Origin of the sequence: Kitasatospora sp. NPDC101183 (assembly GCF_044767945.1) — a bacterium.
Lineage (GTDB): Bacteria > Actinomycetota > Actinomycetes > Streptomycetales > Streptomycetaceae > Kitasatospora.
Genome location: NZ_JBIWOW010000031.1, coordinates 1 through 22,589, shown reverse-complemented (window position 1 = coordinate 22,589; position 22,589 = coordinate 1). Strand labels below are relative to the sequence as shown.

The following is a 22,589-nucleotide window of genomic DNA, read 5'->3' as shown; positions in this document are numbered from 1 at the left end:
AGTGCTCCGGTGGGTAAACGGGGTTTTCGTAAGTATCTGATCTGAAGTCTTGGAGTGACTCCTGTGGCTGCCAACTGCGACGTCTGCGGCAAGGGGCCGGGCTTCGGCAACAGCATCTCCCACTCTCACCGCCGCACCCCCCGTCGTTGGAACCCCAACATTCAGACGGTGCGCGCTGTGATTGGGCGCACGCCGAAGCGGCTCAACGTCTGCACCTCGTGCATCAAGGCCGGTAAGGTCTCGCGCTGACGCGCAGACCGGCATGCCGGTCCTCCAGTGAGCCGGTTCATCCTCGGATGGGCCGGCTTCACTGTTTCCGGCGACGCCGACCGACCGTGACCGATGGCGGGCGGGCATCCTCAGGGGTGCCCGCCCGCCATCGGTTTTCCGGCAGGTCCCGGCTGCCCTCAGCGCCAGCGCCAGGCGTGGTCCACCGGCCCGATCCCGGCGCCCAGCGCGAAGCCCCCGGCGATCGCCCCGGTGATGTACTCCTTGGCCGAGCCGACGGCCTCGGGCAGCGTCTCGCCCTTGGCCAGCCCGGCCGCGATCGAGGAGGCCAGGGTGCAGCCGGTGCCGTGGGTGTGCCGGTTGTCGTAGCGCGGCGCCCGGTACCAGTGCTCCTCCCCCGGGCCGCCGTACAGCAGGTCGGCGGCCTCGCCCTCCAGGTGCCCGCCCTTGACCAGCACCCAGCGCGGCCCGAGGTCCAGCAGCGCCTTGGCGGCGTCCAGCATCTGCCCCTCGCCCTCGACGGTGCGCCCGGTGAGTTGCGTCACCTCGTGCAGGTTGGGCGTGGCCAGGGTGGCGACCGGCAGCAGCCTCTCCCGTACGGTGGCCACCGCCTCGGCGGCCAGCAGCGCGTCGCCGTGCTTGGAGACGCCGACGGGGTCGACCACGACCGGGGCGTCCAGCCCGGTGAGCAGCTCCGAGACCGTCTCGACGAGTTCGATCGAGGCGAGCATGCCGGTCTTCACGGCCTGCACCCCGATGTCGTCCACCACGCTGCGGAACTGCGCCCGGACGGCTTCGGCCGGCAGTTCCCAGTAGCCCTGGACGCCGAGCGAGTTCTGCGCGGTGACGGCGGTGATCACGCTCATGCCGTGGACGCCGAGGGCGAGCATCGCCTTGAGGTCGGCCTGGATGCCGGCGCCGCCGCCGGAGTCGGAGCCGGCGACGGTCAGCACGCGAGGGGGAGCAGCAGTCATGCGCCCCAACCTACCGGCGCTACAGGACGGCCTCGGACTCCGCCCAGCGGTCCTCGGGGACGGTCTTGAGCCTGGTCACGGCGGCGCCGATCGGCAGCAGCTCGACGGCGCCCCGCCGCAGCGCGGTGAAGTGCCCGAACGCGCCCTGGTGGACGGCCTCCACGGCGTGCCAGCCGAAGCGGGTGGCGAGCACCCGGTCCCGGGCGGTGGGGGTGCCGCCGCGCTGGACGTGGCCGAGGATGACCGGCCGGGCCTCCTTGCCGAGCAGGTTCTCCAGCTCGTGGGCGAGCCGGTTGCCGATCCCGCCGAAGGTGCGGTGCCCGTACTGGTCGACCTCGCCGTGGTCGAAGCGCATGGTGCCGGGCACCGGGGAGGCGCCCTCGGCGACGGCGATGATGGCGAACTTCTTGCCGCGCGCGAAGCGGTCCTCGATTATCCGGGCCACCGCCTCGATGTCGAAGGGCTTCTCGGGGATGAGGATGCCGTGCGCGCCGCCGGCCATGCCCGCGGTGAGGGTGATCCAGCCGGTGTGACGGCCCATCAACTCCACGACCATGACGCGCTGGTGGGACTCGGCGGTGGTCTTGAGCCGGTCGATCGCCTCGGTGGCGACGTGCACCGCGGTGTCGAAGCCGAAGGTGACGTCGGTGGCGTCGATGTCGTTGTCGATGGTCTTGGGCACCCCGACCACGGGCAGTCCGGCGTCGCTGAACAGCTTGGCGGCCGTCAGCGTGCCCTCCCCGCCGATGGCGATCAGCGCGTCGATGCCGATCTCCCGGGCGAGGGTCTTCGCGTTCTCCACCGCCCAGGCGATCCGGTCGCGCTGCACCCGGGCCGAGCCGAGAATGGTGCCGCCGAGGGTGAGCAGGCCGGTGACGTCGTCGTGCGAGACGGGCCGGGTGCGGCCCTCGATCAGGCCGAGGAAGCCGTCCTCGATGCCGACGATCTCGTCGCCGTGGACGTCCGTCCCCCGGTGCACCACCGACCGGATGACGGCGTTGAGGCCGGGGCAGTCGCCGCCGCTGGTCAGGACACCGATGCGCATGTCTGGTGAGCTCCGCTCGCAGGGGTTCGGACCACCCGCGCCGGACGGCGGGCGGGCTCGGATGGCGCAAGCCTACGCAAACCGTGCCCCCGAAGCCCGTCCCGTGCACGCGCGGGGCGTCACGCGCCGCCAGCGCGGTGCGCGTCACTCCGCGAAGTGGTCCCAGCCGCCGACGCGGTCCCAGGGCGCGCCGTCCACCGTCACCCGGCCGCTGCGCGAACCGGTCGGACGGCCGGTCACCTCGCCCACCACCCGCCAGCGGGACGGGAGTTGGACCCCGCGCGGGAAGGTCGCCACGATCGCGTGGTCCTCCCCGCCGGAGAGCACCCACACCAGCGGGTCCACCCCGACCGCCTGCCCGATGTCGGCCATCTGCGCCGGGACGTCGAAGTCGGCGGCCCTGAGGTCGATGTCCACCGCGCTGGCCCTGGCCACGTGGCCGAGGTCGGCGACCAGCCCGTCGCTCACGTCGATCATCGAGGTCGCGCCCAACTCGGCCCCGGCCGGGCCCGCGTGGTACGGCGGCTCGGGCCGGCGGTGCGCCTCGACGAAGGCGCGCGGCGAGCGGAACCCGCGCTGCAGCACGGTGAGTCCGGCCGCGGACCAGCCGAGCCAGCCGCACACCGCGATCACGTCGCCGACCTGCGCGCCGGAGCGCGTCACGGCCGCGCGCCCCTGGAGGTCCCCGAGCGCCGTGATGGCCAGCGTGACGGTGTCGCCGCGCACCACGTCGCCGCCGACCACCGTCGCCCCGGCGACCTGGCACTCGTCGCGCAGCCCGTCCATCAGTTCGGTGGCCCAGGTGGTCGGCAGGTCGGCGGGGGCGACGAGGCCGAGCAGGATCGCGGTCGGCACCGCGCCCATCGCGGCCACGTCGGCGAGGTTCTGCGCGGCGGCCTTGCGGCCCACGTCGTAGGCGGTGGACCAGTCCCGGCGGAAGTGCCGGTTCTCGATCAGGACGTCGGTGGTGGCCACCACCCGGCCGTCCGGGGCCTTCACCACCGCGGCGTCGTCACCCGGGCCGAGGTCGACCACGTCGGTGAGCGGTACCCGGGCGGTCAGCTCCCTGATGAGCCCGAACTCGCCCAGCTCGCCCACGGTCCCCTGCATCTGCCGTCCTCTCGCGTTCTCGTCACGCGTTTTCTCACTGACACTGCTCCGGCCCCCGTCGCGCTCCCCCGCGCGCAGCGTACGCCCTTCCCGGGCCCGCGGTGCGCCGCGAAGACGGACCCCGAGGTCTCCCCTCCCGCGCCCGCCGCGGGGTAGCGTGGTGATCGGACTGCCGGTGAGCCCGTTCCCACCCCGATGCCAGCCGGGCGTACACCGCGTCGATTCCCGCAACCGGCCGCCGGGAGGCACCCGTGGTACAGGCATACATCCTGATCCAGACCGAGGTCGGCAAGGCCACCGCCGTGGCCGAGACGATCGGAAAGATCCCCGGCATCATCACCGCCGAGGACGTCACCGGCCCCTACGACGTGATCGTCAAGGCCGAGGCCGACACCGTCGACGACCTGGGCCGCATGGTCGTCGCCACCGTCCAGAAGGTGGAGGGCATCACCCGCACCCTCACCTGTCCGGTGGTGCACCTGTAGGGCCCGGCTACCATCGGCGGGTGGCCCGAGAACTCCGCATCCCCAAGGCACTGACCGCTCTTCCCGCGCCGGTGCGCTGGCTGGCGCTGCCGGTCGCGCTGACCTGCACGACCGTGGTGCTGATCGGCAGTTGGAGCTCCTCGGCCGCCGAGGTCGACGTGCCGCACCCCGCCGACCGGGCGGCCGGGTACTGCAAGGCGCTGGCCGCCGCGCTCCCGCAGGAGCTGCTCGGGCACCCGCGGGTGGAGACCTCGCCCGCCTCGCCGTACGTGGCCGCCTGGGGCAGCTCGCCCCGGACGGTCGTGCGCTGCGGCATCGAGCGCCCGGAGGAGCTGAACGGCCCGCACGCCGCGGACCTCTCGCCCACCGTCGACGACCTCACCTGGTGGTCGCAGAAGCGGTCGGACGGCAGCTACCGCCTGGTCGCGACCATGCGCCGCGCCTACGTCGAGGTGATCTCCCCGCCCGGCGTCTACAGCAGCCCGCTGGACCCGGCCGCGGCGCTCACCCCGCTGGTCAAGGCCAACATCCCCGGCTGACACGGCCGGCCGGGCCTACGTACGGAAGGGGGCGGGCCCGAGGGCCCGCCCCCTTCCACGTCCGTACGGCTAGCGCAGCCCCGTCGAGCGCCGCAGCGCCGTCCCGAGCAGCCGGTCGATCAGCTCCGGGTACGAGACCCCGCTGGCCTCCCACATCTTCGGGTACGCCGAGATCGGGGTGAAGCCGGGCATGGTGTTGATCTCGTTGATCATCCAGGAGCCGTCCTCCAGCAGGAAGAAGTCCACCCGGGCCAGGCCCTCGCAGCCGAAGGCCTCGAACGCGGCCACCGCCTGCCGCTGGATCTCGGCGGTCTCCTCGGCGGTCAGCGCCGCCGGGATCCTCACCTCGGAGGAGTCGATGTACTTGGCCTCGAAGTCGTAGAAGTCGAAGCCCTCGCCGACCAGCACCTCGGCCGGCACGCTCGCCCGCGGGCCGTCCTCGAACTCCAGCACCCCGCACTCGATCTCGCGCCCGGACACCCCGGCCTCGATGATCAGCTTCGGGTCGTGCCGGCGGGCCTCCTCGATCGCGGCGTCCAGGTCGGCCAGGTCCTTGACCTTGGTGATGCCGATGCTGGACCCGGCCCGACAGGGCTTGACGAACAGCGGCAGCCCCAGCGCGGCGGCCCGCTCGCGCACCGACGCGCGGCCCGCCTCGGTCTCCCAGTCGCGCGGGCGCACGATCGTGTAGTGGCCGACGCCCAGGCCGTGCGAGGCCAGGATGCGCTTGGCGAACTCCTTGTCCATGCCGGCCGCACTGGCCAGCACGCCGTTGCCGACGTACGGAACGCCGGAGAGCTCCAACAGGCCCTGGAGGGTGCCGTCCTCGCCCCAGGGGCCGTGCAGCAGCGGGAACACCACGTCGACCTCGCCGAGCGCCTTGGGCGCGCTGCCCGGCTCGCTGAGGACGACCTCGCGGTCGCCGGGCGCGGACGGCAGCACGACCTGCCCGTCCACCGCCTCGGCGACGCCCTGGACGTCCGGCATCCGGCCCTCGGTGATGGCCATCCGGGCCGGCTCGTCGCTGACCAGCGCCCAGCGGCCCTCGGGGGTGATCCCGATCGGGAGCACCTCGTACGTGTCGCGGTCGATCGCCTTGAGCACACTGCCGGCGGTGACCACCGAAACGCCGTGCTCGGAGCTGCGCCCGCCGAAGACCAGCGCGACGCGCGGCTTGCGGGCGGACGGGGTCGGGGAGGTCTGTTCGATGCTCATATCGGGTTTGAGACTACCGTGCGACGGGTTTGACGAAAGTCATCGCCGTTCCGGAAAGTCCCCGTCACCGCGGCGGTTCAGCGCCGCTCCGCCTTCGCCGAGCGCGACATCAGCGCCCGCAGCGCCTCCTGGGTGGGCCGCCCGTTGTGCACCACGTCCACCACGGCCTCCACGATCGGCATGTCGACGCCGTTGCGCCGGGCGAGGTCCAGCACCGACTCGCAGGACTTGACGCCCTCCGCCGTCTGCCGGGTGGCCGCGATGGTCTCGGCCAGCGACATGCCCCGGCCGAGGTTCATCCCGAAGGTGTTGTTGCGCGACAGCGGCGAGGAGCAGGTGGCCACCAGGTCGCCCATCCCGGCGAGCCCGGCGAAGGTGTGCGGGTCCGCGCCCAGCACCTCGCCGAGGCGGGTGGTCTCGGCCAGCCCCCGGGTGATCAGCGTCGCCTTGGTGTTGTCGCCGAGCCCCATGCCCGCGGCCATGCCGACCGCCAGGCCGATCACGTTCTTGACGGCGCCGCCGAGCTCGCAGCCCACCACGTCGGTGTTGGTGTACGGGCGGAAGTACGGCGTGTGGCAGGCCGCCTGGAGCCGCTTGGCCACCGCCTCGTCCGCACAGGCGACGACGGAGGCGGCGGGCTGCCGGTTGGCGATCTCCTTGGCCAGGTTGGGCCCGCTGACCACCGCGACCCGCCCGGGGCCGACCTTGGCGACCTCGTCGATCACCTCGCTCATCCGCTTGGCGGTGCCGAGTTCGATGCCCTTCATCAGGCTCACCAGCACGGTCTGCGGCTCGATCAGCGGCGCCCAGGCGGCCAGGTTGTCGCGCAGCGTCTGCGAGGGCACCACCAGCACGGCGAAGTCGGCGCCGGCCAGCGCCTCGGCCGGGTCGGTGGTCGCCCGCACCGAGTCGGGCAGCCTCACGCCCGGCAGGTAGTCCGGGTTCTCGTGCGTGGTGTTGACGGCGTCGGCCAGCTCCTGGCGGCGGGCCCAGAGCACCACCTCGCTGCCGGCGTCGGCGAGCACCATCGCGAACGCGGTGCCCCAGGAACCGGTCCCCATCACGGCGCAGCGGGTCATCGGGCGGCCTCCCCATCGGTACCGGCGGGCTTGCCGCCCTTGGCGCGGCGTCGTTCGGCGAGCGCGGCGGCGGCCCGCTGCCGGGCGGCCCTGCGCATGTCGAAGCGCTCGGCGGGCGGCTCCTCGCCGCGGATCCCGGCGAGCACCTCGGTGATGGCCGTCATGATGTCCTCGGTGGCGTCGTTCAGCACCTGCGCGGTGAGCTCCTGGCCCTGGTACCTGCTCAGGTCCACCGGGGGCCCGGCCGAGACGACGACCCTGTGCCGGGGGAAGAGGTTGAACTTGCCCTTGCCGAAGCCGGAACGGCCGTACGGCGGGATGATCTCGTGCGCGCCCCAGTGCGCGACGGGGATGACGGGCGCGCCGGTCATCAGCGCGACCCGGGCGACCCCGCTCTTGCCGGTCATCGGCCACAGGTCGGGGTCCCGGGTGAGGGTGCCCTCCGGGTAGAACTGCACGCACTGCCCGCCGTCCACGGCCTCGATCGCGGCCCGGAAGGCCGCCGCGGCGTCGGTGGACTCGCGGAACACCGGGATCTGTCCGGTCTTGCGGAGCATGAATCCGATGAACGGGATCGAGAACAGCGAGGACTTCGCGAGAATGCGCGGCGGACGCCCGCTGTTGTACTGCCAGTGCGCGTAGATCACCGGGTCGATGATCGAATTGTGGTTCACCGCGGCGATGAAGCCGCCTTCCTTCGGAAGGTTCTCCCAGCCGCGCCAGTCGGGCTTCACCAAGGCGGTCGTCACCGGCTTCACCAGCACGGCCGCGAAGCGGTACCAGATGCCGTAGTCGGCGTTGCCGAACTTGGCGTACGAGCGGCGGGCCACCCCAGGCTCCTTCTCATCACATGCGGCACGTGGGGTGCCGCGGTCGTAGCCTCCCGGCGCCGTGCACCGGCGCGGCCGGTGCCCACGTCACGGGTGCGGAACAGTGTCGCCCGCCCCCTCACCGGCTGTCGAGCGGCCGCGCCAACCCGCGTGGCGGGCGTGATCAAACGCACGTCCGCACAGCTCGGACGGCCTGGCGAGGGCTCCGGGCCCGGCGTCACAATGACGCCGATGACCCAGGACACCGTACGCCCCAGCGAGCACGTCGCGCCCGTCGCACCCACCGCCGGATGGTCGTTGGTGCTGCCGCTCAAGCCGCTGTCGACGGCCAAGAGCAGACTCGCCCCGTACGCCGGGACCCACCGCGCGGGCCTGGCCCTCTCGTTCGCCCTGGACACCGTCGGCGCCGCGCTCGCGACCCCGGGCGTGGACCGCGTCCTGGTCGTCACCACGGACGCCGAGGCCGGTGCGCGGCTGGCCGAACTCGGCGCGGCGGTGGTCGCGGACGAGCCCGGCGGCGGCCTCAACACCGCGCTCTCGCACGGCGCGGCGGCCGCCCGGGCGCTCGCCCCGCACGCGCCGCTGGCCGTCCTCTCGGCCGACCTCCCGGCGCTGCGCCCGGCCGAACTCGCCCGGGTGCTGGGCGCGGTGCCGCCCGACGGCCGGGCCTTCCTGCCCGACTCCCCCGGCCTCGGCACCACCCTGCTCGCCTGCACCCCCGGGCACCCGCTCTCCCCCGCCTTCGGGGACGGCTCCCGGGCCCGGCACACGGCCGGCGGCGCGCTCGAACTCCGTTTGGCCGACGTGGAGTCGGTCCGCCGGGACGTCGACACGGGCGCCGACCTCGGCGAGGCGGCCACCCTCGGCCTCGGCCCCCACACCCGCCCCCTCTTCGCCCGGCTTCCCCGCCCCTGACCGGCCGCTGACCCGCCGCCCCGGGCACGCCCGCGTGCCCCGTCCGCCCGCCCCGAACCGTCCGCGCGGGCAGGGACGCGTGCCCGTTCGCTCTCCTGCGCCCGGCCGCACGGGAACGGCCCCGGGCGGCGCCCGCCCGCCCCTGCACCCGCCCGCCTCCGGCGCTCCTGACCAGCGGACGCCCGTAGCCCGCTCGCTATGCTGCTGGCATGCAGGCCACCTCGTTCACCTTCGACCCCGCCACCCGGGCAGGCTCCGTGCTGCTCGACGACGGGACCCCGGTGCCCTTCGACGCCGCCGCCTTCGACGCCGGCGGCCTGCGGCTGCTGCGCCCCGGCCAGCGGGTGCGCATCCGCACCGAGGGCGAGGGCCCGGACCGCCGGGTGGTCTTCCTGACGCTCCAGACGTTCCCCGACCCCGCCGAGGGCTGACCCCTTTTCTCGCTCTCCGGAGCCGTCGGCGCCGGGAACGCGGCAATTGCCCCGGGCATGTGTACGCCGCGTAATCCTGACTAAGCGCCCGGAAATCGAAAGAGCCGCGACGCCCGGTCTCCGCTTTTCGCGGAAGGGGGCGCCGCGGCTCTTCGAGCCGAAGGCCGTCCGAGGACAGCCGCGCGGGACTTACTTCGCAGAGGTCTTGCGCGCGGTGGTCTTGCGGGTGGCGGTCTTCTTCGCCGGAGCCGTCTTCTTGGCCGTGGCGGTCGCCTTCTTGGCGGTGGCCGTGGTCTTCTTGGCGGCGGCGGTGGTGGTCGCCTTCTTGGCGGCGGCGGCCGTCTTCTTGGTCGCCGTGGCCGTGGTCTTCTTGGCGGCGGCCGTGGTGGTCGCCTTCTTCGCGGCGGCGGCCGTCTTCTTGGTCGCCGTGGCCGTGGTCTTCTTGGCGGCGGCCGTGGTGGTCGCCTTCTTCGCGGCGGCCTTCTTGGTCGCGGCCGGGGCGGCGGCAGCGGCGGCGGCGCGCTTGGTGGCGGCACGCTTGGCGGCCGGGGTGGCGGCGACGCCGGTCTTGCCCGGGGTGAGGGAACCCTTGGGGGCCTTCTTCACCGAGGGGCCTTCCTTCGGCAGCTTCTTGCTGCCGCTGACCAGGTCCTTGAAGCCCTGGCCCGGACGGAAGCGCGGGACGGCGGTCTTCTTGACCTTGACCCGCTCGCCGGTCTGGGGGTTGCGGGCGAAGCGCGCGGAGCGCTCCACCTTCTCGAAGGTGCCGAACCCGGTGACCGAAACCCGGTCACCCGCCACGACGGCACGCACCATGGTGTCGAGCACTGCGTCGACGGCCTCTGCGGCAGCCTTGCGACCGCCCAGCTGCTCGGCCACCGCTTCGACAAGCTGAGCCTTGTTCACGTCTTCCCCTTCGGAAACGGGCGCCGGATGATTCCATCCGTTCTTTTCGCACGTTAGGTATGTATCTGCGGACTTTCAATTACCAAACGCGCGAATCACCCTAGTGTCGCAATGGATTTGCGCGTCGGCGACCTCAGTCGAGCGGCGGGTGCCCCTCGTCGAGGTCATGTACAAAGCGACTCAACCGCCTTGCCGCCTCCGGAAGATCGCGCTTGGCGGTCTCGGAGACGATCAGCAGTTGACGGGTGAGAGCGGTCTTTGCATCGGCAGACACGTTCAGCGCATGCACGCGGGCGTGAGCTTGCTTCAACCGCTCGGCCACGAGCGCGTGGAGCGCCGCGACTTCCTGGTCGTCCGGTCCCTCAGCTGGCGCGGAGGTTGCGTCCGGCCGATCGTCAATTCGCCGTTCGGATCGCCGGCCCATGGACTCCTCGGACGCGGGTTCGCCGCCCGCGTACGGAGGTTCATGGCGCCGGTGCATGTACTGATTGTGCCATCTACCCGCAGTTGTACTTGCGCGGGGCCCTCTTCCGCAAAGCCGAATGGGCAATCCGGGGAGGGGCGGGCGCTAACTCGTACTCCGGAACGCCGGATGGCCCGGCCCCCCCGAGGGGGAGCGCGGGCCATCCGGCGGATCGTCAGAATGCTTGTTCTGACTGGAACTCAGGCGGCGTGCTGCGTACGGGGCTTGAACGCCGGGCGGCGCGCCTCGAACGCGGCGATGTCGGTCTCGTTCGACAGTGTGATGCCGATGTCGTCCAGGCCGTTGAGCAGCCGCCACCGGAGGTTGTCGTCCAGTTCGAAGGGCGCGACGACGCCTTCGGCCCGGACTTCGCGGCTCTCCAGATCAACGGTGATCTCGGCCGAAGGGTCACTCTCGGTGAGCGACCAGAGTGATTCCACGGTCTCCTGGGGCAGGACGACGGTCAGCAGACCGTTCTTGAGGGAGTTGCCCCGGAAGATGTCGGCGAAGCGCGAGGAGATCACCGCGTGGAAGCCGTAGTTCTGCAGCGCCCAGACGGCGTGCTCCCGGGAGGAGCCGGTGCCGAACTCGGGGCCGGCGACCAGGACGGTGGCGCCCTGCCGCTCGGGGCGGTTGAGGATGAACGACTCGTCCTTGCGCCAGGCTTCGAACAGACCGCCTTCGAAACCGGATCGGGTGACCTTCTTGAGCCAGTGGGCGGGGATGATCTGGTCGGTGTCGACGTTGCTGCGGCGCAGCGGGACGGCCCGGCCGGTGTGGGTGGTGAACTTCTCCATGGCTCAGGCCTCCACGCTGTGCTGGTTCGAAGAGAGGGTGTCGGCGGTCAGGTCCGCGGGGGCCGCGAGGCGCCCCAGGACGGCCGTCGCGGCGGCGACCTGCGGGGAGACCAGGTGGGTGCGGCCGCCCTTGCCCTGCCGGCCCTCGAAGTTGCGGTTCGAGGTGGAGGCGCAGCGCTCGCCGGGGGCGAGCTGGTCGGGGTTCATGCCCAGGCACATCGAGCAGCCCGCGTGGCGCCATTCGGCCCCGGCGGCGGTGAACACCTTGTCCAGGCCCTCCTCCACGGCCTGCAGCGCCACGCGCACGGAGCCGGGGACGACCAGCATCCGCACGCCCTCGGCGACCTTGCGGCCCTCGATGACGGCGGCGGCGGCCCGGAGGTCCTCGATCCGGCCGTTGGTGCAGGAGCCGACGAACACCGCGTCCACGGAGACCTCGCGCAGCGGGGTCCCGGCCGTCAGGCCCATGTACGCCAGGGCGTTCTCGGCGGCCAGGCGCTCCTGCGGGTCGGCGAAGTCCTCGGGGTTCGGGACGTCGGCGCCGAGCGGGGCGCCCTGGCCGGGGTTGGTGCCCCAGGTGACGAAGGGGGTCAGCTCGCTCGCGTCGATGAAGATCTCGTGGTCGAAGACGGCGTCCTCGTCGGTGGCGAGGGTCTTCCAGTACGCGACGGCGGCGTCCCAGTCCTCGCCCTCGGGGGCGTGCGGGCGGCCCTGGAGGTAGGCGAAGGTGGTCTCGTCCGGGGCGATCATGCCGGCCCGGGCGCCCGCCTCGATGGACATGTTGCAGACCGTCATCCGGGCCTCCATGGAGAGGCTGCGGATCGCCGAGCCGCGGTACTCCAGGACGTAGCCCTGGCCGCCGCCGGTGCCGATCTTCGTGATGACGGCGAGGATCAGGTCCTTGGCGGTGACGCCCTCGGGCAGATCGCCCTCGACGGTGATCGCCATGGTCCTGAACGGCGCCAGCGGCAGGGTCTGCGTGGCCAGCACGTGCTCGACCTGGCTGGTGCCGATGCCGAACGCCAGTGCGCCGAAGGCGCCGTGGGTGGAGGTGTGGGAGTCGCCGCAGACCACGGTCATGCCGGGCTGGGTCAGGCCCAGCTGCGGGCCGACCACGTGCACCACGCCCTGCTCGACGTCGCCGAGGGAGTGGATGCGCACGCCGAACTCGGCGGCGTTGCGCCGCAGGGTCTCCAACTGGAGCCTGGAGACCGGGTCGGCGATCGGCTTGTCGATGTCGAGGGTGGGGGTGTTGTGGTCCTCGGTGGCGATGGTCAGGTCGGTGCGGCGCACCGGACGGCCGGCCAGGCGCAGCCCGTCGAACGCCTGGGGGCTGGTGACCTCGTGGAGCAGGTGCAGGTCGATGTAGAGGAGGTCGGGCTCGCCCTCCGCGCGCCGTACGACGTGGTCGTCCCAGACCTTCTCAGCGAGTGTCCGTCCCATCGGATTCCCTCCAGCCGGCCGCGTTGCCGGCCTTCTCTTGTCGTCGGGGTCATAGCGTGAGCCGCCCCGCGCGGGGCGCGTTCGCGCGACCTGCACGCCGGATCGCTGTCCACGATGCGGACACTCTGACGAGGCCCCATCCTGGATGTCTCCCGGGCTGCTGCATCCAGAGTGGCGCTTTTCCCGGAAGATTGAACTTGCGTCTCGCGGACTGAGACTGCAGTCTTAGCGCATGGACAACTCTAGCGGCGTCGGCGTTCTCGACAAGGCCGCTCTGGTGCTGAGCGCACTGGAGTCGGGCCCCGCCACACTGGCGGGGCTGGTCGCCGCCACCGGTCTGGCGCGCCCCACCGCCCACAGACTCGCCGTCGCACTCGAACACCACCGTCTGGTCACCAGGGACATGCAGGGGCGCTTCATCCTCGGCCCCCGCCTGTCCGAACTCTCCGCCGCGGCGGGCGAGGACCGGCTGCTCGCCACCGCGGGCCCGGTCCTGACCCACCTGCGCGACGTCACCGGCGAGAGCGCACAGCTCTACCGCCGGCAGGGCGAGATGCGGATCTGCGTAGCCGCCGCCGAGCGGCTCTCCGGCCTGCGGGACACCGTCCCGGTCGGCAGCACCCTGCCGATGAAGGCCGGCTCGGCCGCCCAGGTCCTGCTGGCCTGGGAGGAGCCCGAGCGGCTCCACCGCGGCCTCCAGGGCGCCCGGTTCACCGCCACCGCGCTCAGCGGCGTACGGCGGCGCGGCTGGGCCCAGTCGATCGGCGAGCGGGAGCCGGGCGTCGCGTCCGTCTCCGCGCCCGTGCGCGGCCCCTCCAACAGGGTGGTGGCCGCCGTCTCCGTCTCCGGCCCGATCGAGCGCCTGACCCGCCACCCGGGCCGGCTGCACGCCCAGGCCATCATCGAGGCCGCGAACCGGCTGACCGAGGCCCTGCGCCGCAGCTGAGCGGCGCACTCTCCCCCACCCGCCCCCACGAACGTCTCCCCCACGGACGAGGCCCCGCTCGGATGCGAGCGGGGCCTCGTCCGGAGTTCGTACGGGAAGGGCGCGGGAAGGGCGCGGGAAGGGCACTGGAACGCGCGGGAAAAGCAAAAAGGCCCCTCGCGGGGCCTTTCCAATTTCTGGCTGGGGTACCAGGACTCGAACCTAGACTAAATGAACCAGAATCACTCGTGCTGCCAATTACACCATACCCCAACACAAAGCAAGGGCCGACGGGGCTTTGCCCATCGGCTTCGTGCTCTGGCGTACCCCCGACCGGATTCGAACCGGCGCTACTGCCGTGAGAGGGCAGCGTGCTAGGCCGCTACACAACGGGGGCTTCCTGGCGGTTCCTCGCGGAACCAGTACCCCCGACCGGATTCGAACCGGCGCTACTGCCGTGAGAGGGCAGCGTGCTAGGCCGCTACACAACGGGGGCTTTCCAGGCGATCCCTTGCGGGATCAGTACCCCCGACCGGATTCGAACCGGCGCTACTGCCGTGAGAGGGCAGCGTGCTAGGCCGCTACACAACGGGGGCTTGATCTTCAGTTGTTACTGCCGTACTACCGTCATCGATCGTACTGCGCTGGGGTACCAGGACTCGAACCTAGACTAAATGAACCAGAATCACTCGTGCTGCCAATTACACCATACCCCACCAGAGTTGAACCCCTGCGGGCCCGTCTCAGGCGTTGCGCCCCTCGCTCGGTCCCTTCCGAGGGGCTTTCGTTCCCTCGTCCGTTCCCTCCCGGGCGGCGCAGAAAGAACATTACCCGACGTCTGCCCTGGCTCCAAAATCGATAACCCCAGGCAGCGGCCGGGAGGCCGGCGGATGACCTCCGGGTACGCCGCGGGCCCGGCACCAGGCCGGGCCCGCGGGGCGTTCGGGCGACCGTTCAGGCAGCCGGGAGGGCGTCCAGGGCGGAGCGCAGGCGACGCAGCGTCTCGGGGCGGCCGAGCAGCTCCATCGACTCGAACAGCGGCGGGGAGACCCGGCGGCCGGTGACGGCCACCCGCAGCGGCGTGAAGGCGAACTTGGGCTTGATGCCCAGCCCGTCCACCAGCGCCTCGCGCAGCGCGGCCTGGATCGGCTCCGGGGTGAAGTCCCCGAGCTCCTCCAGCGCCTTGACGCTGGCCTCCAGGACGGGACGGGAGTCCGCCGTCAGGGCCTTGGCCGCGTCGTCGGCGTCGACGGCGAAGTCCTCGGGCGCGACGAACAGGAAGCCGGCCATGTTGACGATCTCGCTCAGCACGACCATCCGCTCCTGGGTGAGCGGCGCCGCCTTGGCGAGCAGGTCGAGCTGCTCGGCGGTGGGCTCGGCCGGCAGCAGGCCGGGGGCCTGGAGGAACGGCACCAGGCGCCGGACGAAGTCCTCCGGGGCCAGCCGGCGCACGTGCTCGGCGTTGATCGCCTCGCACTTCTTCAGGTCGAAGCGCGCCGGGTTGGAGTTGACCTTGGCGATGTCGAAGGCGGCGACCAGCTCGTCCATGTCGAACAGGTCGCGGTCCTCGGCGAGCGACCAGCCCAGCAGGGACAGGTAGTTGAGCAGTCCCTCGCGGATGAAGCCCAGCTCGCGGTACATGTTGAGCGAGGCCTGCGGGTCGCGCTTGGAGAGCTTCTTGTTGCCCTCGCCCATCACGTACGGCAGGTGGCCGAAGCGCGGGGTGGTGCCCTCGCCGACGCCGATCTCCGCCAGCGCCGCGTACAGCGCGACCTGCCGCGGGGTGGAGGACAGCAGGTCCTCGCCGCGCAGCACGTGGGTGATGCCCATCAGGGCGTCGTCCACCGGGTTGACCAGGGTGTACAGCGGGGCGCCGTTGGCGCGGACGATGCCGTAGTCCGGCACGTTCTCCGGCTCGAAGGTGAGCGTGCCGCGGACCAGGTCGTCGAAGGAGATCGTCCGGTCGGGCATCCGGAAGCGCAGGATGGGCTCGCGCCCCTCCAGCTTGTAGACCGCGACCTGGTCCTCGGTCAGGTCGCGGCAGTGGCCGTCGTAGCCGGAGGGCTTGCCGGCCGCGCGGGCGGCCTCGCGGCGGGCGTCCAGCTCCTCGGTGCTGCAGTAGCAGTGGTAGGCGTGGCCGGCCTCGTGCAGGCGCTTCGCGACGTCGGCGTAGATGTCCATCCGCTGCGACTGGCGGTACGGCGCGTGCGGGCCGCCGACCTCCGGGCCCTCGTCCCAGTCCAGGCCGAGCCAGCTCATGGCGTCGAGCAGCTGGTGGTACGACTCCTCGGAGTCGCGGGCGGAGTCGGTGTCCTCGATCCGGAAGACCAGCTTGCCGCCGGTGTGGCGGGCGTAGGCCCAGTTGAAGAGGGCCGTACGGACCATCCCCACGTGGGGGTTGCCGGTCGGGGAGGGACAGAAGCGGACCCGGACGTCCGGGTTCGCCGCGGCGGAGCCGCTGATTTCACTAGCCACGCTTGATCACCTTGTTGGTGAGAGTGCCGATGCCTTCGATGGAGACGGCGACCTCGTCGCCGACGTTGAGCGGGCCCACCCCTTCGGGCGTGCCGGTGAGGATGACGTCGCCGGGCAGCAGCGTCATGGCCTCGGAGATGTGGACGATCAGCTCGGCCACCGAGCGGACCATCTGCGAGGTGCGGCCGCTCTGGCGCAGCTCGCCGTTGACGGTGGTGGTGAGGGCGAGGTCGGCCGGGTCGACGTCGGTCTCGATCCACGGGCCCAGCGGACAGGCGGTGTCGAAGCCCTTCGCCCGGGCCCACTGGCCCTCGCGCTTCTGGACGTCCCGGGCGGTGACGTCGTTGGCGCAGGTGTAGCCGAGGACGACCTCGGGCACGCGCTCCAGCGGCACCTCGCGGCACATCCGCCCGATCACCACGGCGAGTTCGCCCTCGAACTGGACGTCCGAGGAGAACGGCGGGTACGCGATGCTCTCGGTCGGGCCGATCACCGAGGTGGAGGGCTTGAAGAAGGTGAGCGGGACGTCGGGGACGTCGTTGCCCAGCTCCGCCGCGTGCGCCGCGTAGTTGCGGCCGACCGCCACGATCTTGTTGGGGAGCATCGGGCTCAGCAGCCGGACGTCCTGGAAGCGGTAGCTCTCACCGGTGGGCTGGGGTTGGCCGAACGGGTGGCCCGCCAGCGCGTGGACGACCAGCGACTCGGGCTGGGAGGGGTCCCCCTCCACCACGCCGAAGGAGACGCTGCCGGCGGCAGGACTTCCCTCCCGAACGGAGAACCTGGCAATGCGCACGGCTGGGACACCCCTCGTGTCGTTCGGCCGCCCGGAGCGCTCCCGGGCGCTGGTGGGCGCCCCGCCCGAGGTGGGCGCGGCCCCGTCAATCGTCGCCCAGGCTATCGCGCCGGGCCCGGGCCGACCGCTCAGCCCCTGCTCCGGGCACGCCCGAGGGCGCCGTCGCCGGGCTTCGGCGACGGCGCCCTCGGACGGCGCTGGGCGGGTCAGTCCAGGGGGATGACCACGGGAGCGACCATCAGCTGGGTACGGCGCGGGTTGGCGGTGCTGGCGGGCAGCTCCGTCGCGTACACCACGGCCTCTTCGGGCTTGCGGGCGCCCGGGATCCTGCTGAAGTCCTCGACCGAGGCCAGCGTCGTCCGGCGCGGGTTCGCCGTCGAACGGCAGGACAGCGTGGACGTGGTGGCCTTCTTCGCCAGGGACATCGAGTGCACCTCGGTGGTCGCGGCCGGGCCGATCGCGCGGATCGACTCCGGTCTGAGTGGTTCCGATTGGTTCGGAGGGGTTCCGGGCAGGCTGTTCGGGGCCGTGCACCGGAGACAGCCAGGGTACGAGATCTCATTCCACAGAGACCGTGACCAAAGCTACACATTACTCTGTGAGTTTGCTCACAAATTCATGCGCAAAAGCCTGGTTTCCGACATATCGCCGCTTCGGAATTTCCCGGCAATCCTCGCTTTTCGGACATCAGGGCAGGTCTATGAATCTTTTCGATCTCCCGCCCGCTTGGCATGCATCCGGCGAGTGTCCGAAAAAGGCGGTATTCCGGTCCGGTTACCGCACAGTCAGTGAAACGGCGCACGCGGTCGGTAGCGCCGCGCGGAGACGCCCGGCGGCCCTTGTTGGGATTCCCCGGCTGTGCTGGAATGCCACGGACCGTGGGTAGGGAGAAGTCCACCCCGGTGACCCGCACGCCCGGACCGGCCGGGATGCGGATGGAAACTCGACACCGTCCAGGCCGTGGCGACGCGGCGGGACGCCCGGTCCAGAGGTTGCGACGCCAGTGCAGGGACGTTTCACAAGGGGTAGGGGCGCCGCGGGCAACCCGGAGTCGCACGAGCCCATGGCTCCCCCTCAGCAGGCGGCGGCCCCCACAGGCCCGGCCGAACCGACCGCGCCCGAGGCGCCCGGCAAGCCGGAGGGCGAGGGCCGCGAGCGCACCCGCGACAAGCTCCGCTCGACCCTGACCAGGCGCCGCGCCACCGGCATCAACCGGCTCGCGATGCGCAACTGGCGCATCCGGACCCGACTGATCGCGCTGCTCGCGCTCCCCGTCCTGGTCTCGCTGGTCCTCGGTGGCCTGCGCATCCAGACCTCGATGGAGAACTCGCAGCAACTCGCCCAGATGGCCAACCTCTCCGACCTGGCCAAGAAGGCGACCAACCTCGCGGACGCCCTGCAGACCGAACGCGACATCAGCGCCGGCCCGATCACCCGCGACCCGAGCGCCCCGCTGGACGACGACATCGTCACGGCCCGCAAGGCCACCGACGACCTGAACCGCGCCTTCACCGCCTCCTCCGACAAGTTCGAGAACCTCGAACTCTCCGGTGGAAAGGCCCTGTTGTTCCAGATCCGCAGGGACCTGAACTCCATCTCCGAAGCGCGCAACACTCCGTACCAGAACAACCAGAACATCCAGTCCACGATCACCGCGTACGACGTGATCATCCGAGACCTGCTGTCCCTCACCCAGGACATCGCGCTCGCGTCCAACAACAAGGACCTGGTCGTCGCGACCCGCGCGCTCCAGCAGTTCTCCCTCGCCAAGAACGTCACCTCGCAGCAGCGCGCCCTCGTCAGCGCCGCGCTCGCCAACCCCAAGGGCCCGGACCTCAGCGCGAGCGACGAGTCCTTCGGCATCCGCCTGCGCACGTCCTACGACAACGCGCTCATCGGGTTCAACAACATCTACACCGCGCACGACCTCGACAACCTGCGCGGGCAGCTCAGCTACAACAACGTCGTCGCCGACGCCGACCGCTACGCGCGCTCGATCCTCCAGGTCAACGGCATCCACCAGACCGACCCGGTGACGTACAAGGAGTGGTACGAGAAGGCCAGCGCCAAGATCACCGCCGAGCGCCGGATCGAGTCCAAGCTCCTCGAGAACCTCGACGGCAAGGCCCAGGACCTCCAGGCCCAGGCCGACACCGACGCGCTGATCATCGCCGCCGCCGTCGCCCTCGTGCTGCTCGTCGCCCTCGGCGGCGCCGGTCTGATCGCCCGCTCGATGGTGCGCGCGCTGACCCGTCTGCAGGCCGCGGCCGAGGACGTCGCCGAGCGGCGGCTGCCCGAGCTCGTCAAGACGCTCTCCGAGAGCGACCCGCACGACGTGGACACCACCGTCGAACCCGTGGCCGTCGACTCCACCGACGAGATCGGCCACGTGGCCCACGCCTTCGACATGGTGCACAGCGAGGCCGTCCGCCTCGCCGCCGAGCAGGCCCTCCTGCGAGGCAACATCAACGCGATGTTCACCAACCTCTCGCGCCGCAGCCAGGGCCTCATCCAGCGCCAGCTGTCGCTCATCTCCGAGCTCGAGAGCCGCGAGGCGGACCCGGACCAGCTGGCCAACCTCTTCAAGCTGGACCACCTCGCGACCCGCATGCGCCGCAACGGCGAAAACCTCCTCGTCCTCGCCGGTGAGGACCCGGGCCGCCGCTGGACCAGGCCCGTCCCGCTGGTCGACGTGCTCCGCGCCGCCGCCTCCGAGGTGGAGCAGTACGAGCGCATCGAGCTCGCCTCGGTGCCCTCCGCCGAGGTCGCCGGCCGCGTCGTCAACGACCTCGTCCACCTGCTCGCCGAGCTGCTCGAGAACGCCACCTCGTTCTCCAGCCCGCAGACCCGCGTCCGCGTCACCGGCCACGCGCTGCCGGACGGCCGGGTGCTCGTCGAGATCCACGACACCGGCATCGGCCTGAGCCCCGACGACCTCGCCGAGATCAACGAGCGCCTGGCCAACCCGCCGACGGTGGACGTCTCCGTCTCCCGCCGCATGGGCCTCTTCGTGGTCGGCCGCCTGTCCCTGCGACACGGCATCCGCATCCAGCTGCGCCCCAGCGACTCCGGCGGCACCACCGCGCTCGTCATGCTCCCGGTGGACGTCACCAACTCCGCCGAGCGCCGCGGCCCCGGCCGCCCGGGCGGCGCCCAGGCCAAGCAGCAGCAGCGCGGGATCGCCCCGACGCCGCGCCAGCAGCGCCAGATGGCGCCCGGCCAGGGCGGCCCGGCCGCGCTGGCGCAGGCGCCCGCGGGCGGTGCGCCGCAGGGCGGGCGTCCGCAGCTCGGCCAGGGCGGGCCCTCCGCTCCGGCGGGCCCGGCCGGTCCCACGGCTCCGATGGCCCCGATGCCCCCGGCCGGTCCGGGCGCCCCGGGTGGTCCGGGTGCTCCCGGCGGCCGCCCCGGCGGTCTGCCGACCCGGCAGGTCGGCCAGTCGCTGCGTGAGACCCCCTCGAACCCCTCGAACCCCTCGCCGCAGGGCCAGCAGGGTCCGGGCCAGCAGGCCCCGGGCCGTACGGGCCAGCCGCAGCCGGGCCAGGGCCGTCCGCCGCAGGGCCGGCCGATGCCGCAGCGCGGCCCCGGCCGCCAGGGCCCGCCGCAGCAGTCCTCCCCGCAGTCCCCCCAGCAGGGTCAGCCGCAGGCCGGCCCGAACGGCCTGCCCCGTCGCGGCGGCCAGCCGGGCGGCCCCCAGCAGGGCGGTCCGCAGCAGCCCGGCCAGGGCCCGCGCACCGGCGAGCAGCCGCAGCACGGCCGCCCCGGCGCTCCGCAGCAGGGTGCCCGCCCGGGCGAGCGTCCTCAGGAGGGCCTGCCGCAGCGCCGTCCCGGCGCCCAGGGTCCGAACCAGCAGGCTCCGAACCAGCAGGGCCCGAACCAGCAGGGCCCGAACCAGCAGGGCCCCGGCGCGCGCCCCGGCCAGCGGGGCCCCCAGGGGCCGCAGGGCCAGCGCCGGCCGCAGCGCCCGGGCCCGGACGCGCCGCAGCGCGACCGCCAGCCCCAGCTGCCGCCGCAGCAGCAGGCCCAGCCGCTGCCGTCGGCCGAGCCGTCGCCGGTGGAGAGCACCCAGCAGTTCGCCCGTCCCCGCTTCGAGGCCAGCCAGATCGACCCGCGCGACCCGCTGGGCCTCGGCCTGGTGGAGCCGGTGCTGCCGAACGTCCCGAACCCGGGCCGTCCGGAGCCGGTGCGCCCGGAGCAGGTCCAGCAGCCCGCCCCGCAGCAGCAGTTCCGTCAGGAGCCGATGGCGCTGCCCACCGGGCCCTCCGAGGGCGCCGGCGAGCAGCCCTGGCAGCAGCAGGGACCGCAGCAGGCGCGGCCCCGCCCGTACCAGCCGCGCCGCCCCGGCACCTCCTCCCCGGAGTTCCAGCCGGAGCCGCAGGCCCAGCAGCAGCGGCCCCAGCGGCCCCAGCAGCCCGTCGCCCCGCAGGAGTTCCAGCAGCAGGCCCCCCAGCAGGGCCAACCGCAGCAGGGCCAACCGCAGCAGGGCCAGCCCCAGGGCGGTCAGCCGCAGGGCGGTCAGCAGGGCCCCGACGACGCCCCCTGGCGTCCGTCCGCCAACGACGAGCGCTGGCGGCGCGCGGAGCAGGTCCGCGAGCCCTCGACCAGCGGTGTCACCCTGTCGGGCCTCCCCCGGCGCACGCCGCAGGCCAACCTGGTCTCCGGCACCGCCGAGGCCGCTCCGCTGACCGGCCCGCAGGTCTCCCGCGCCCCCGAGGAGGTGCGCGGCCGCCTGACCAACCTGCGCCGCGGCATCCAGCAGGGCCGCCGGGCCGGGGCCGAGCAGTCCTCCGGGCAGCCCGGCTCCCAGCCTGGCTCCCAGCAGGGCGGATTCGATAGTTTCGGTGGCCGGAGCGACGGCAACGGCGCAGATCACCAGGAGCGTTGAGTTGACTCAGATGAGCCAGGCCGCACAGAACCTGAACTGGCTGATCACCAATTTCGTGGACAACACCCCCGGGGTGTCCCACACCGTGGTGGTCTCCGCGGACGGCCTCCTGCTGTGCATGTCCGAGGGCTTCCCCCGGGACCGCGCCGACCAGCTCGCCGCCGTCGCCTCCGGCCTCACCTCCCTCACCTCCGGCGCCAGCCGGATCTTCGAGGGAGGCGAGGTCAACCAGACCGTCGTCGAGATGGAACGAGGGTTCCTCTTCCTCATGGCCGTCAGCGACGGCTCCGCCCTCGCCGTCCTCGCCGCCCCCGACTCCGACATCGGCCTCGTCGGCTACGAAATGGCCCTGCTCGTCGACCGCGCAGGAGCCGTCCTCACCCCCGCACTCCGCGCAGAACTCCAGGGCAGTCTCCTGCACTAGGCCGGCGCGGCCGCACCATCCAGCTCCACCGTCACCGGGTCCGACCCGACCGGACCCGGCGCCTCACCCTCAGCTACCCTCAGGCAGCTGATCCCGCCTCAGCTGGCATCGCCCCAGCTGGAACCGGCTGCCCCAGGCTGCAGCACAAGGAGGACCCATGACCCCGCCCTCGACACCCGGCGGCCCGTACGGCAACGGGTACGGCAGCGGCTACGGCGGGCAGTCCGACGGCTACGAGCAGCAGCCGCTGGTCCGCCCGTACGCGATGACCGGTGGCCGCACCCGGCCCCGGTACCAGCTCGCCATCGAGGCCCTGATCTCGACCGTCGGCTCGGCCGAGCGGACGGGCGGGCTGCTGCCCGAGCACGCCCGGATCGTGAGCCTCTGCCGTGAGGTCAAGTCCATCGCGGAGATCTCCGCCCTGGCCGGCGTGCCGCTCGGTGTGGCCCGCATCCTCGTCGCCGACCTGGCCGAGGCCGGTCTCGTCGCCATCCACCAGCCCGCCGCCGCGGGCGAGTCGGGCGGAACGCCCGATGTCACGCTGCTCGAAAGGGTCCTCAGTGGACTTCGCAAGCTCTAACGCGGCCGCACCCACCCGCGCCACCACATCCGCGAAGATCGTCGTCGCGG

General features: G+C 72.3%; 22 protein-coding genes and 5 tRNA genes. 9 read left to right on the top strand and 18 right to left on the bottom strand.

Annotated elements, in window-relative coordinates; genetic code table 11:
- The first annotated feature begins 63 nt into the window (after window positions 1–63).
- Window positions 64–249 carry a 50S ribosomal protein L28 gene (rpmB, locus tag ACIRRS_RS32505; RefSeq protein ID WP_014138233.1) on the top strand — a complete coding sequence of 62 codons (186 nt, stop codon included), beginning with the start codon at window positions 64–66 and terminating at the stop codon, window positions 247–249.
- A gap of 158 nt (window positions 250–407) precedes the next feature.
- Here the strand turns inward: rpmB and thiD are convergent, their stop codons facing one another.
- From thiD to ACIRRS_RS32490, 3 genes are all read right to left on the bottom strand, one after another.
- Window positions 408–1,202: a bifunctional hydroxymethylpyrimidine kinase/phosphomethylpyrimidine kinase gene (thiD, locus tag ACIRRS_RS32500; RefSeq protein ID WP_402978535.1), complete on the bottom strand. Its 795-nt coding sequence runs from the start codon at window positions 1,200–1,202 to the stop codon at window positions 408–410.
- 19 nt (window positions 1,203–1,221) lie between these two features.
- Window positions 1,222–2,247 (bottom strand): ATP-dependent 6-phosphofructokinase, encoded by a 1,026-nt coding sequence (locus tag ACIRRS_RS32495; RefSeq protein ID WP_402978533.1) that lies wholly within the window; start codon window positions 2,245–2,247, stop codon window positions 1,222–1,224.
- 144 nt (window positions 2,248–2,391) lie between these two features.
- Window positions 2,392–3,357 carry a thiamine-phosphate kinase gene (locus ACIRRS_RS32490; RefSeq protein ID WP_402978530.1) on the bottom strand — a complete coding sequence of 322 codons (966 nt, stop codon included), beginning with the start codon at window positions 3,355–3,357 and terminating at the stop codon, window positions 2,392–2,394.
- Window positions 3,358–3,608: 251 nt separating this feature from the next.
- On the opposite strand from ACIRRS_RS32490, the gene ACIRRS_RS32485 reads away from it, so the two are divergent.
- Both ACIRRS_RS32485 and ACIRRS_RS32480 read left to right on the top strand, forming a co-directional pair.
- Window positions 3,609–3,842 carry an Lrp/AsnC family transcriptional regulator gene (locus ACIRRS_RS32485; protein WP_402978527.1) on the top strand — a complete coding sequence of 78 codons (234 nt, stop codon included), beginning with the start codon at window positions 3,609–3,611 and terminating at the stop codon, window positions 3,840–3,842.
- 20 nt (window positions 3,843–3,862) lie between these two features.
- On the top strand, window positions 3,863–4,381 hold the full coding sequence (locus ACIRRS_RS32480; RefSeq protein WP_402978524.1) for a DUF3515 domain-containing protein: 519 nt from the start codon (window positions 3,863–3,865) through the stop codon (window positions 4,379–4,381).
- Window positions 4,382–4,450: 69 nt separating this feature from the next.
- On the opposite strand, the gene ACIRRS_RS32475 is transcribed toward ACIRRS_RS32480, so the two are convergent.
- From ACIRRS_RS32475 to ACIRRS_RS32465, 3 genes are all read right to left on the bottom strand, one after another.
- Window positions 4,451–5,596, bottom strand: a complete 1,146-nt coding sequence (locus ACIRRS_RS32475; protein ID WP_402978521.1) for a D-alanine--D-alanine ligase family protein — start codon at window positions 5,594–5,596, stop codon at window positions 4,451–4,453.
- A gap of 77 nt (window positions 5,597–5,673) precedes the next feature.
- Window positions 5,674–6,675: an NAD(P)H-dependent glycerol-3-phosphate dehydrogenase gene (locus ACIRRS_RS32470; protein ID WP_402978518.1), complete on the bottom strand. Its 1,002-nt coding sequence runs from the start codon at window positions 6,673–6,675 to the stop codon at window positions 5,674–5,676.
- Window positions 6,672–7,505: a lysophospholipid acyltransferase family protein gene (locus ACIRRS_RS32465; RefSeq protein ID WP_402978515.1), complete on the bottom strand. Its 834-nt coding sequence runs from the start codon at window positions 7,503–7,505 to the stop codon at window positions 6,672–6,674. The genes ACIRRS_RS32470 and ACIRRS_RS32465 overlap by 4 nt, the downstream gene beginning before the upstream one ends.
- Before the next feature lie 231 nt (window positions 7,506–7,736).
- Between ACIRRS_RS32465 and cofC the strand changes: the two genes are divergently transcribed.
- Together cofC and ACIRRS_RS32455 are read left to right on the top strand one after the other, a co-directional pair.
- Complete coding sequence (cofC, locus tag ACIRRS_RS32460) at window positions 7,737–8,420, top strand: 2-phospho-L-lactate guanylyltransferase (protein WP_402978512.1); 684 nt, start codon at window positions 7,737–7,739, stop codon at window positions 8,418–8,420.
- Window positions 8,421–8,629: 209 nt separating this feature from the next.
- Window positions 8,630–8,851: a hypothetical protein gene (locus tag ACIRRS_RS32455; protein WP_402978509.1), complete on the top strand. Its 222-nt coding sequence runs from the start codon at window positions 8,630–8,632 to the stop codon at window positions 8,849–8,851.
- A 189-nt stretch (window positions 8,852–9,040) separates the two neighbouring features.
- On the opposite strand, the gene ACIRRS_RS32450 is transcribed toward ACIRRS_RS32455, so the two are convergent.
- The 4 genes from ACIRRS_RS32450 to leuC all read right to left on the bottom strand — a co-directional run bounded on the left by ACIRRS_RS32450 (window position 9,041) and on the right by leuC (window position 12,460).
- Entirely contained in the window at window positions 9,041–9,757 is a 717-nt protein-coding gene (locus ACIRRS_RS32450) for an HU family DNA-binding protein (protein WP_402978506.1), read from the bottom strand.
- Between the two features lie 133 nt (window positions 9,758–9,890).
- Window positions 9,891–10,238 carry a hypothetical protein gene (locus ACIRRS_RS32445; protein ID WP_402978503.1) on the bottom strand — a complete coding sequence of 116 codons (348 nt, stop codon included), beginning with the start codon at window positions 10,236–10,238 and terminating at the stop codon, window positions 9,891–9,893.
- A gap of 182 nt (window positions 10,239–10,420) precedes the next feature.
- Window positions 10,421–11,017 (bottom strand): 3-isopropylmalate dehydratase small subunit, encoded by a 597-nt coding sequence (leuD, locus tag ACIRRS_RS32440; RefSeq protein WP_402978500.1) that lies wholly within the window; start codon window positions 11,015–11,017, stop codon window positions 10,421–10,423.
- A 3-nt stretch (window positions 11,018–11,020) separates the two neighbouring features.
- Window positions 11,021–12,460: a 3-isopropylmalate dehydratase large subunit gene (gene leuC, locus ACIRRS_RS32435; RefSeq protein ID WP_402978497.1), complete on the bottom strand. Its 1,440-nt coding sequence runs from the start codon at window positions 12,458–12,460 to the stop codon at window positions 11,021–11,023.
- 232 nt (window positions 12,461–12,692) lie between these two features.
- Between leuC and ACIRRS_RS32430 the strand changes: the two genes are divergently transcribed.
- Entirely contained in the window at window positions 12,693–13,406 is a 714-nt protein-coding gene (locus tag ACIRRS_RS32430; protein WP_030306825.1) for an IclR family transcriptional regulator, read from the top strand.
- A 177-nt stretch (window positions 13,407–13,583) separates the two neighbouring features.
- Here ACIRRS_RS32430 and ACIRRS_RS32425 read toward each other — a convergent pair.
- From ACIRRS_RS32425 to ACIRRS_RS32390, 8 genes are all read right to left on the bottom strand, one after another.
- A tRNA-Gln gene (locus ACIRRS_RS32425) sits at window positions 13,584–13,658 on the bottom strand.
- A gap of 51 nt (window positions 13,659–13,709) precedes the next feature.
- Window positions 13,710–13,782, bottom strand: a tRNA-Glu gene (locus tag ACIRRS_RS32420).
- A gap of 26 nt (window positions 13,783–13,808) precedes the next feature.
- Window positions 13,809–13,881: transfer RNA gene (locus tag ACIRRS_RS32415), tRNA-Glu, on the bottom strand.
- Between the two features lie 27 nt (window positions 13,882–13,908).
- Window positions 13,909–13,981, bottom strand: a tRNA-Glu gene (locus ACIRRS_RS32410).
- Between the two features lie 48 nt (window positions 13,982–14,029).
- Window positions 14,030–14,101, bottom strand: a tRNA-Gln gene (locus ACIRRS_RS32405).
- A 238-nt stretch (window positions 14,102–14,339) separates the two neighbouring features.
- Complete coding sequence (gene gltX, locus ACIRRS_RS32400) at window positions 14,340–15,860, bottom strand: glutamate--tRNA ligase (protein ID WP_402978494.1); 1,521 nt, start codon at window positions 15,858–15,860, stop codon at window positions 14,340–14,342.
- Complete coding sequence (locus ACIRRS_RS32395; protein WP_402978491.1) at window positions 15,853–16,653, bottom strand: fumarylacetoacetate hydrolase family protein; 801 nt, start codon at window positions 16,651–16,653, stop codon at window positions 15,853–15,855. Before ACIRRS_RS32395 ends, gltX begins: the two co-directional genes overlap by 8 nt.
- A gap of 206 nt (window positions 16,654–16,859) precedes the next feature.
- Complete coding sequence (locus tag ACIRRS_RS32390; protein ID WP_402978488.1) at window positions 16,860–17,078, bottom strand: hypothetical protein; 219 nt, start codon at window positions 17,076–17,078, stop codon at window positions 16,860–16,862.
- A 638-nt stretch (window positions 17,079–17,716) separates the two neighbouring features.
- On the opposite strand from ACIRRS_RS32390, the gene ACIRRS_RS32385 reads away from it, so the two are divergent.
- From ACIRRS_RS32385 to ACIRRS_RS32375, 3 genes are all read left to right on the top strand, one after another.
- Window positions 17,717–21,535: a nitrate- and nitrite sensing domain-containing protein gene (locus tag ACIRRS_RS32385; RefSeq protein ID WP_402978485.1), complete on the top strand. Its 3,819-nt coding sequence runs from the start codon at window positions 17,717–17,719 to the stop codon at window positions 21,533–21,535.
- A gap of 10 nt (window positions 21,536–21,545) precedes the next feature.
- Window positions 21,546–21,959: a roadblock/LC7 domain-containing protein gene (locus ACIRRS_RS32380; protein ID WP_030248297.1), complete on the top strand. Its 414-nt coding sequence runs from the start codon at window positions 21,546–21,548 to the stop codon at window positions 21,957–21,959.
- A 157-nt stretch (window positions 21,960–22,116) separates the two neighbouring features.
- Window positions 22,117–22,539: a DUF742 domain-containing protein gene (locus ACIRRS_RS32375; protein WP_402978482.1), complete on the top strand. Its 423-nt coding sequence runs from the start codon at window positions 22,117–22,119 to the stop codon at window positions 22,537–22,539.
- Window positions 22,540–22,589 lie beyond the last annotated feature (50 nt).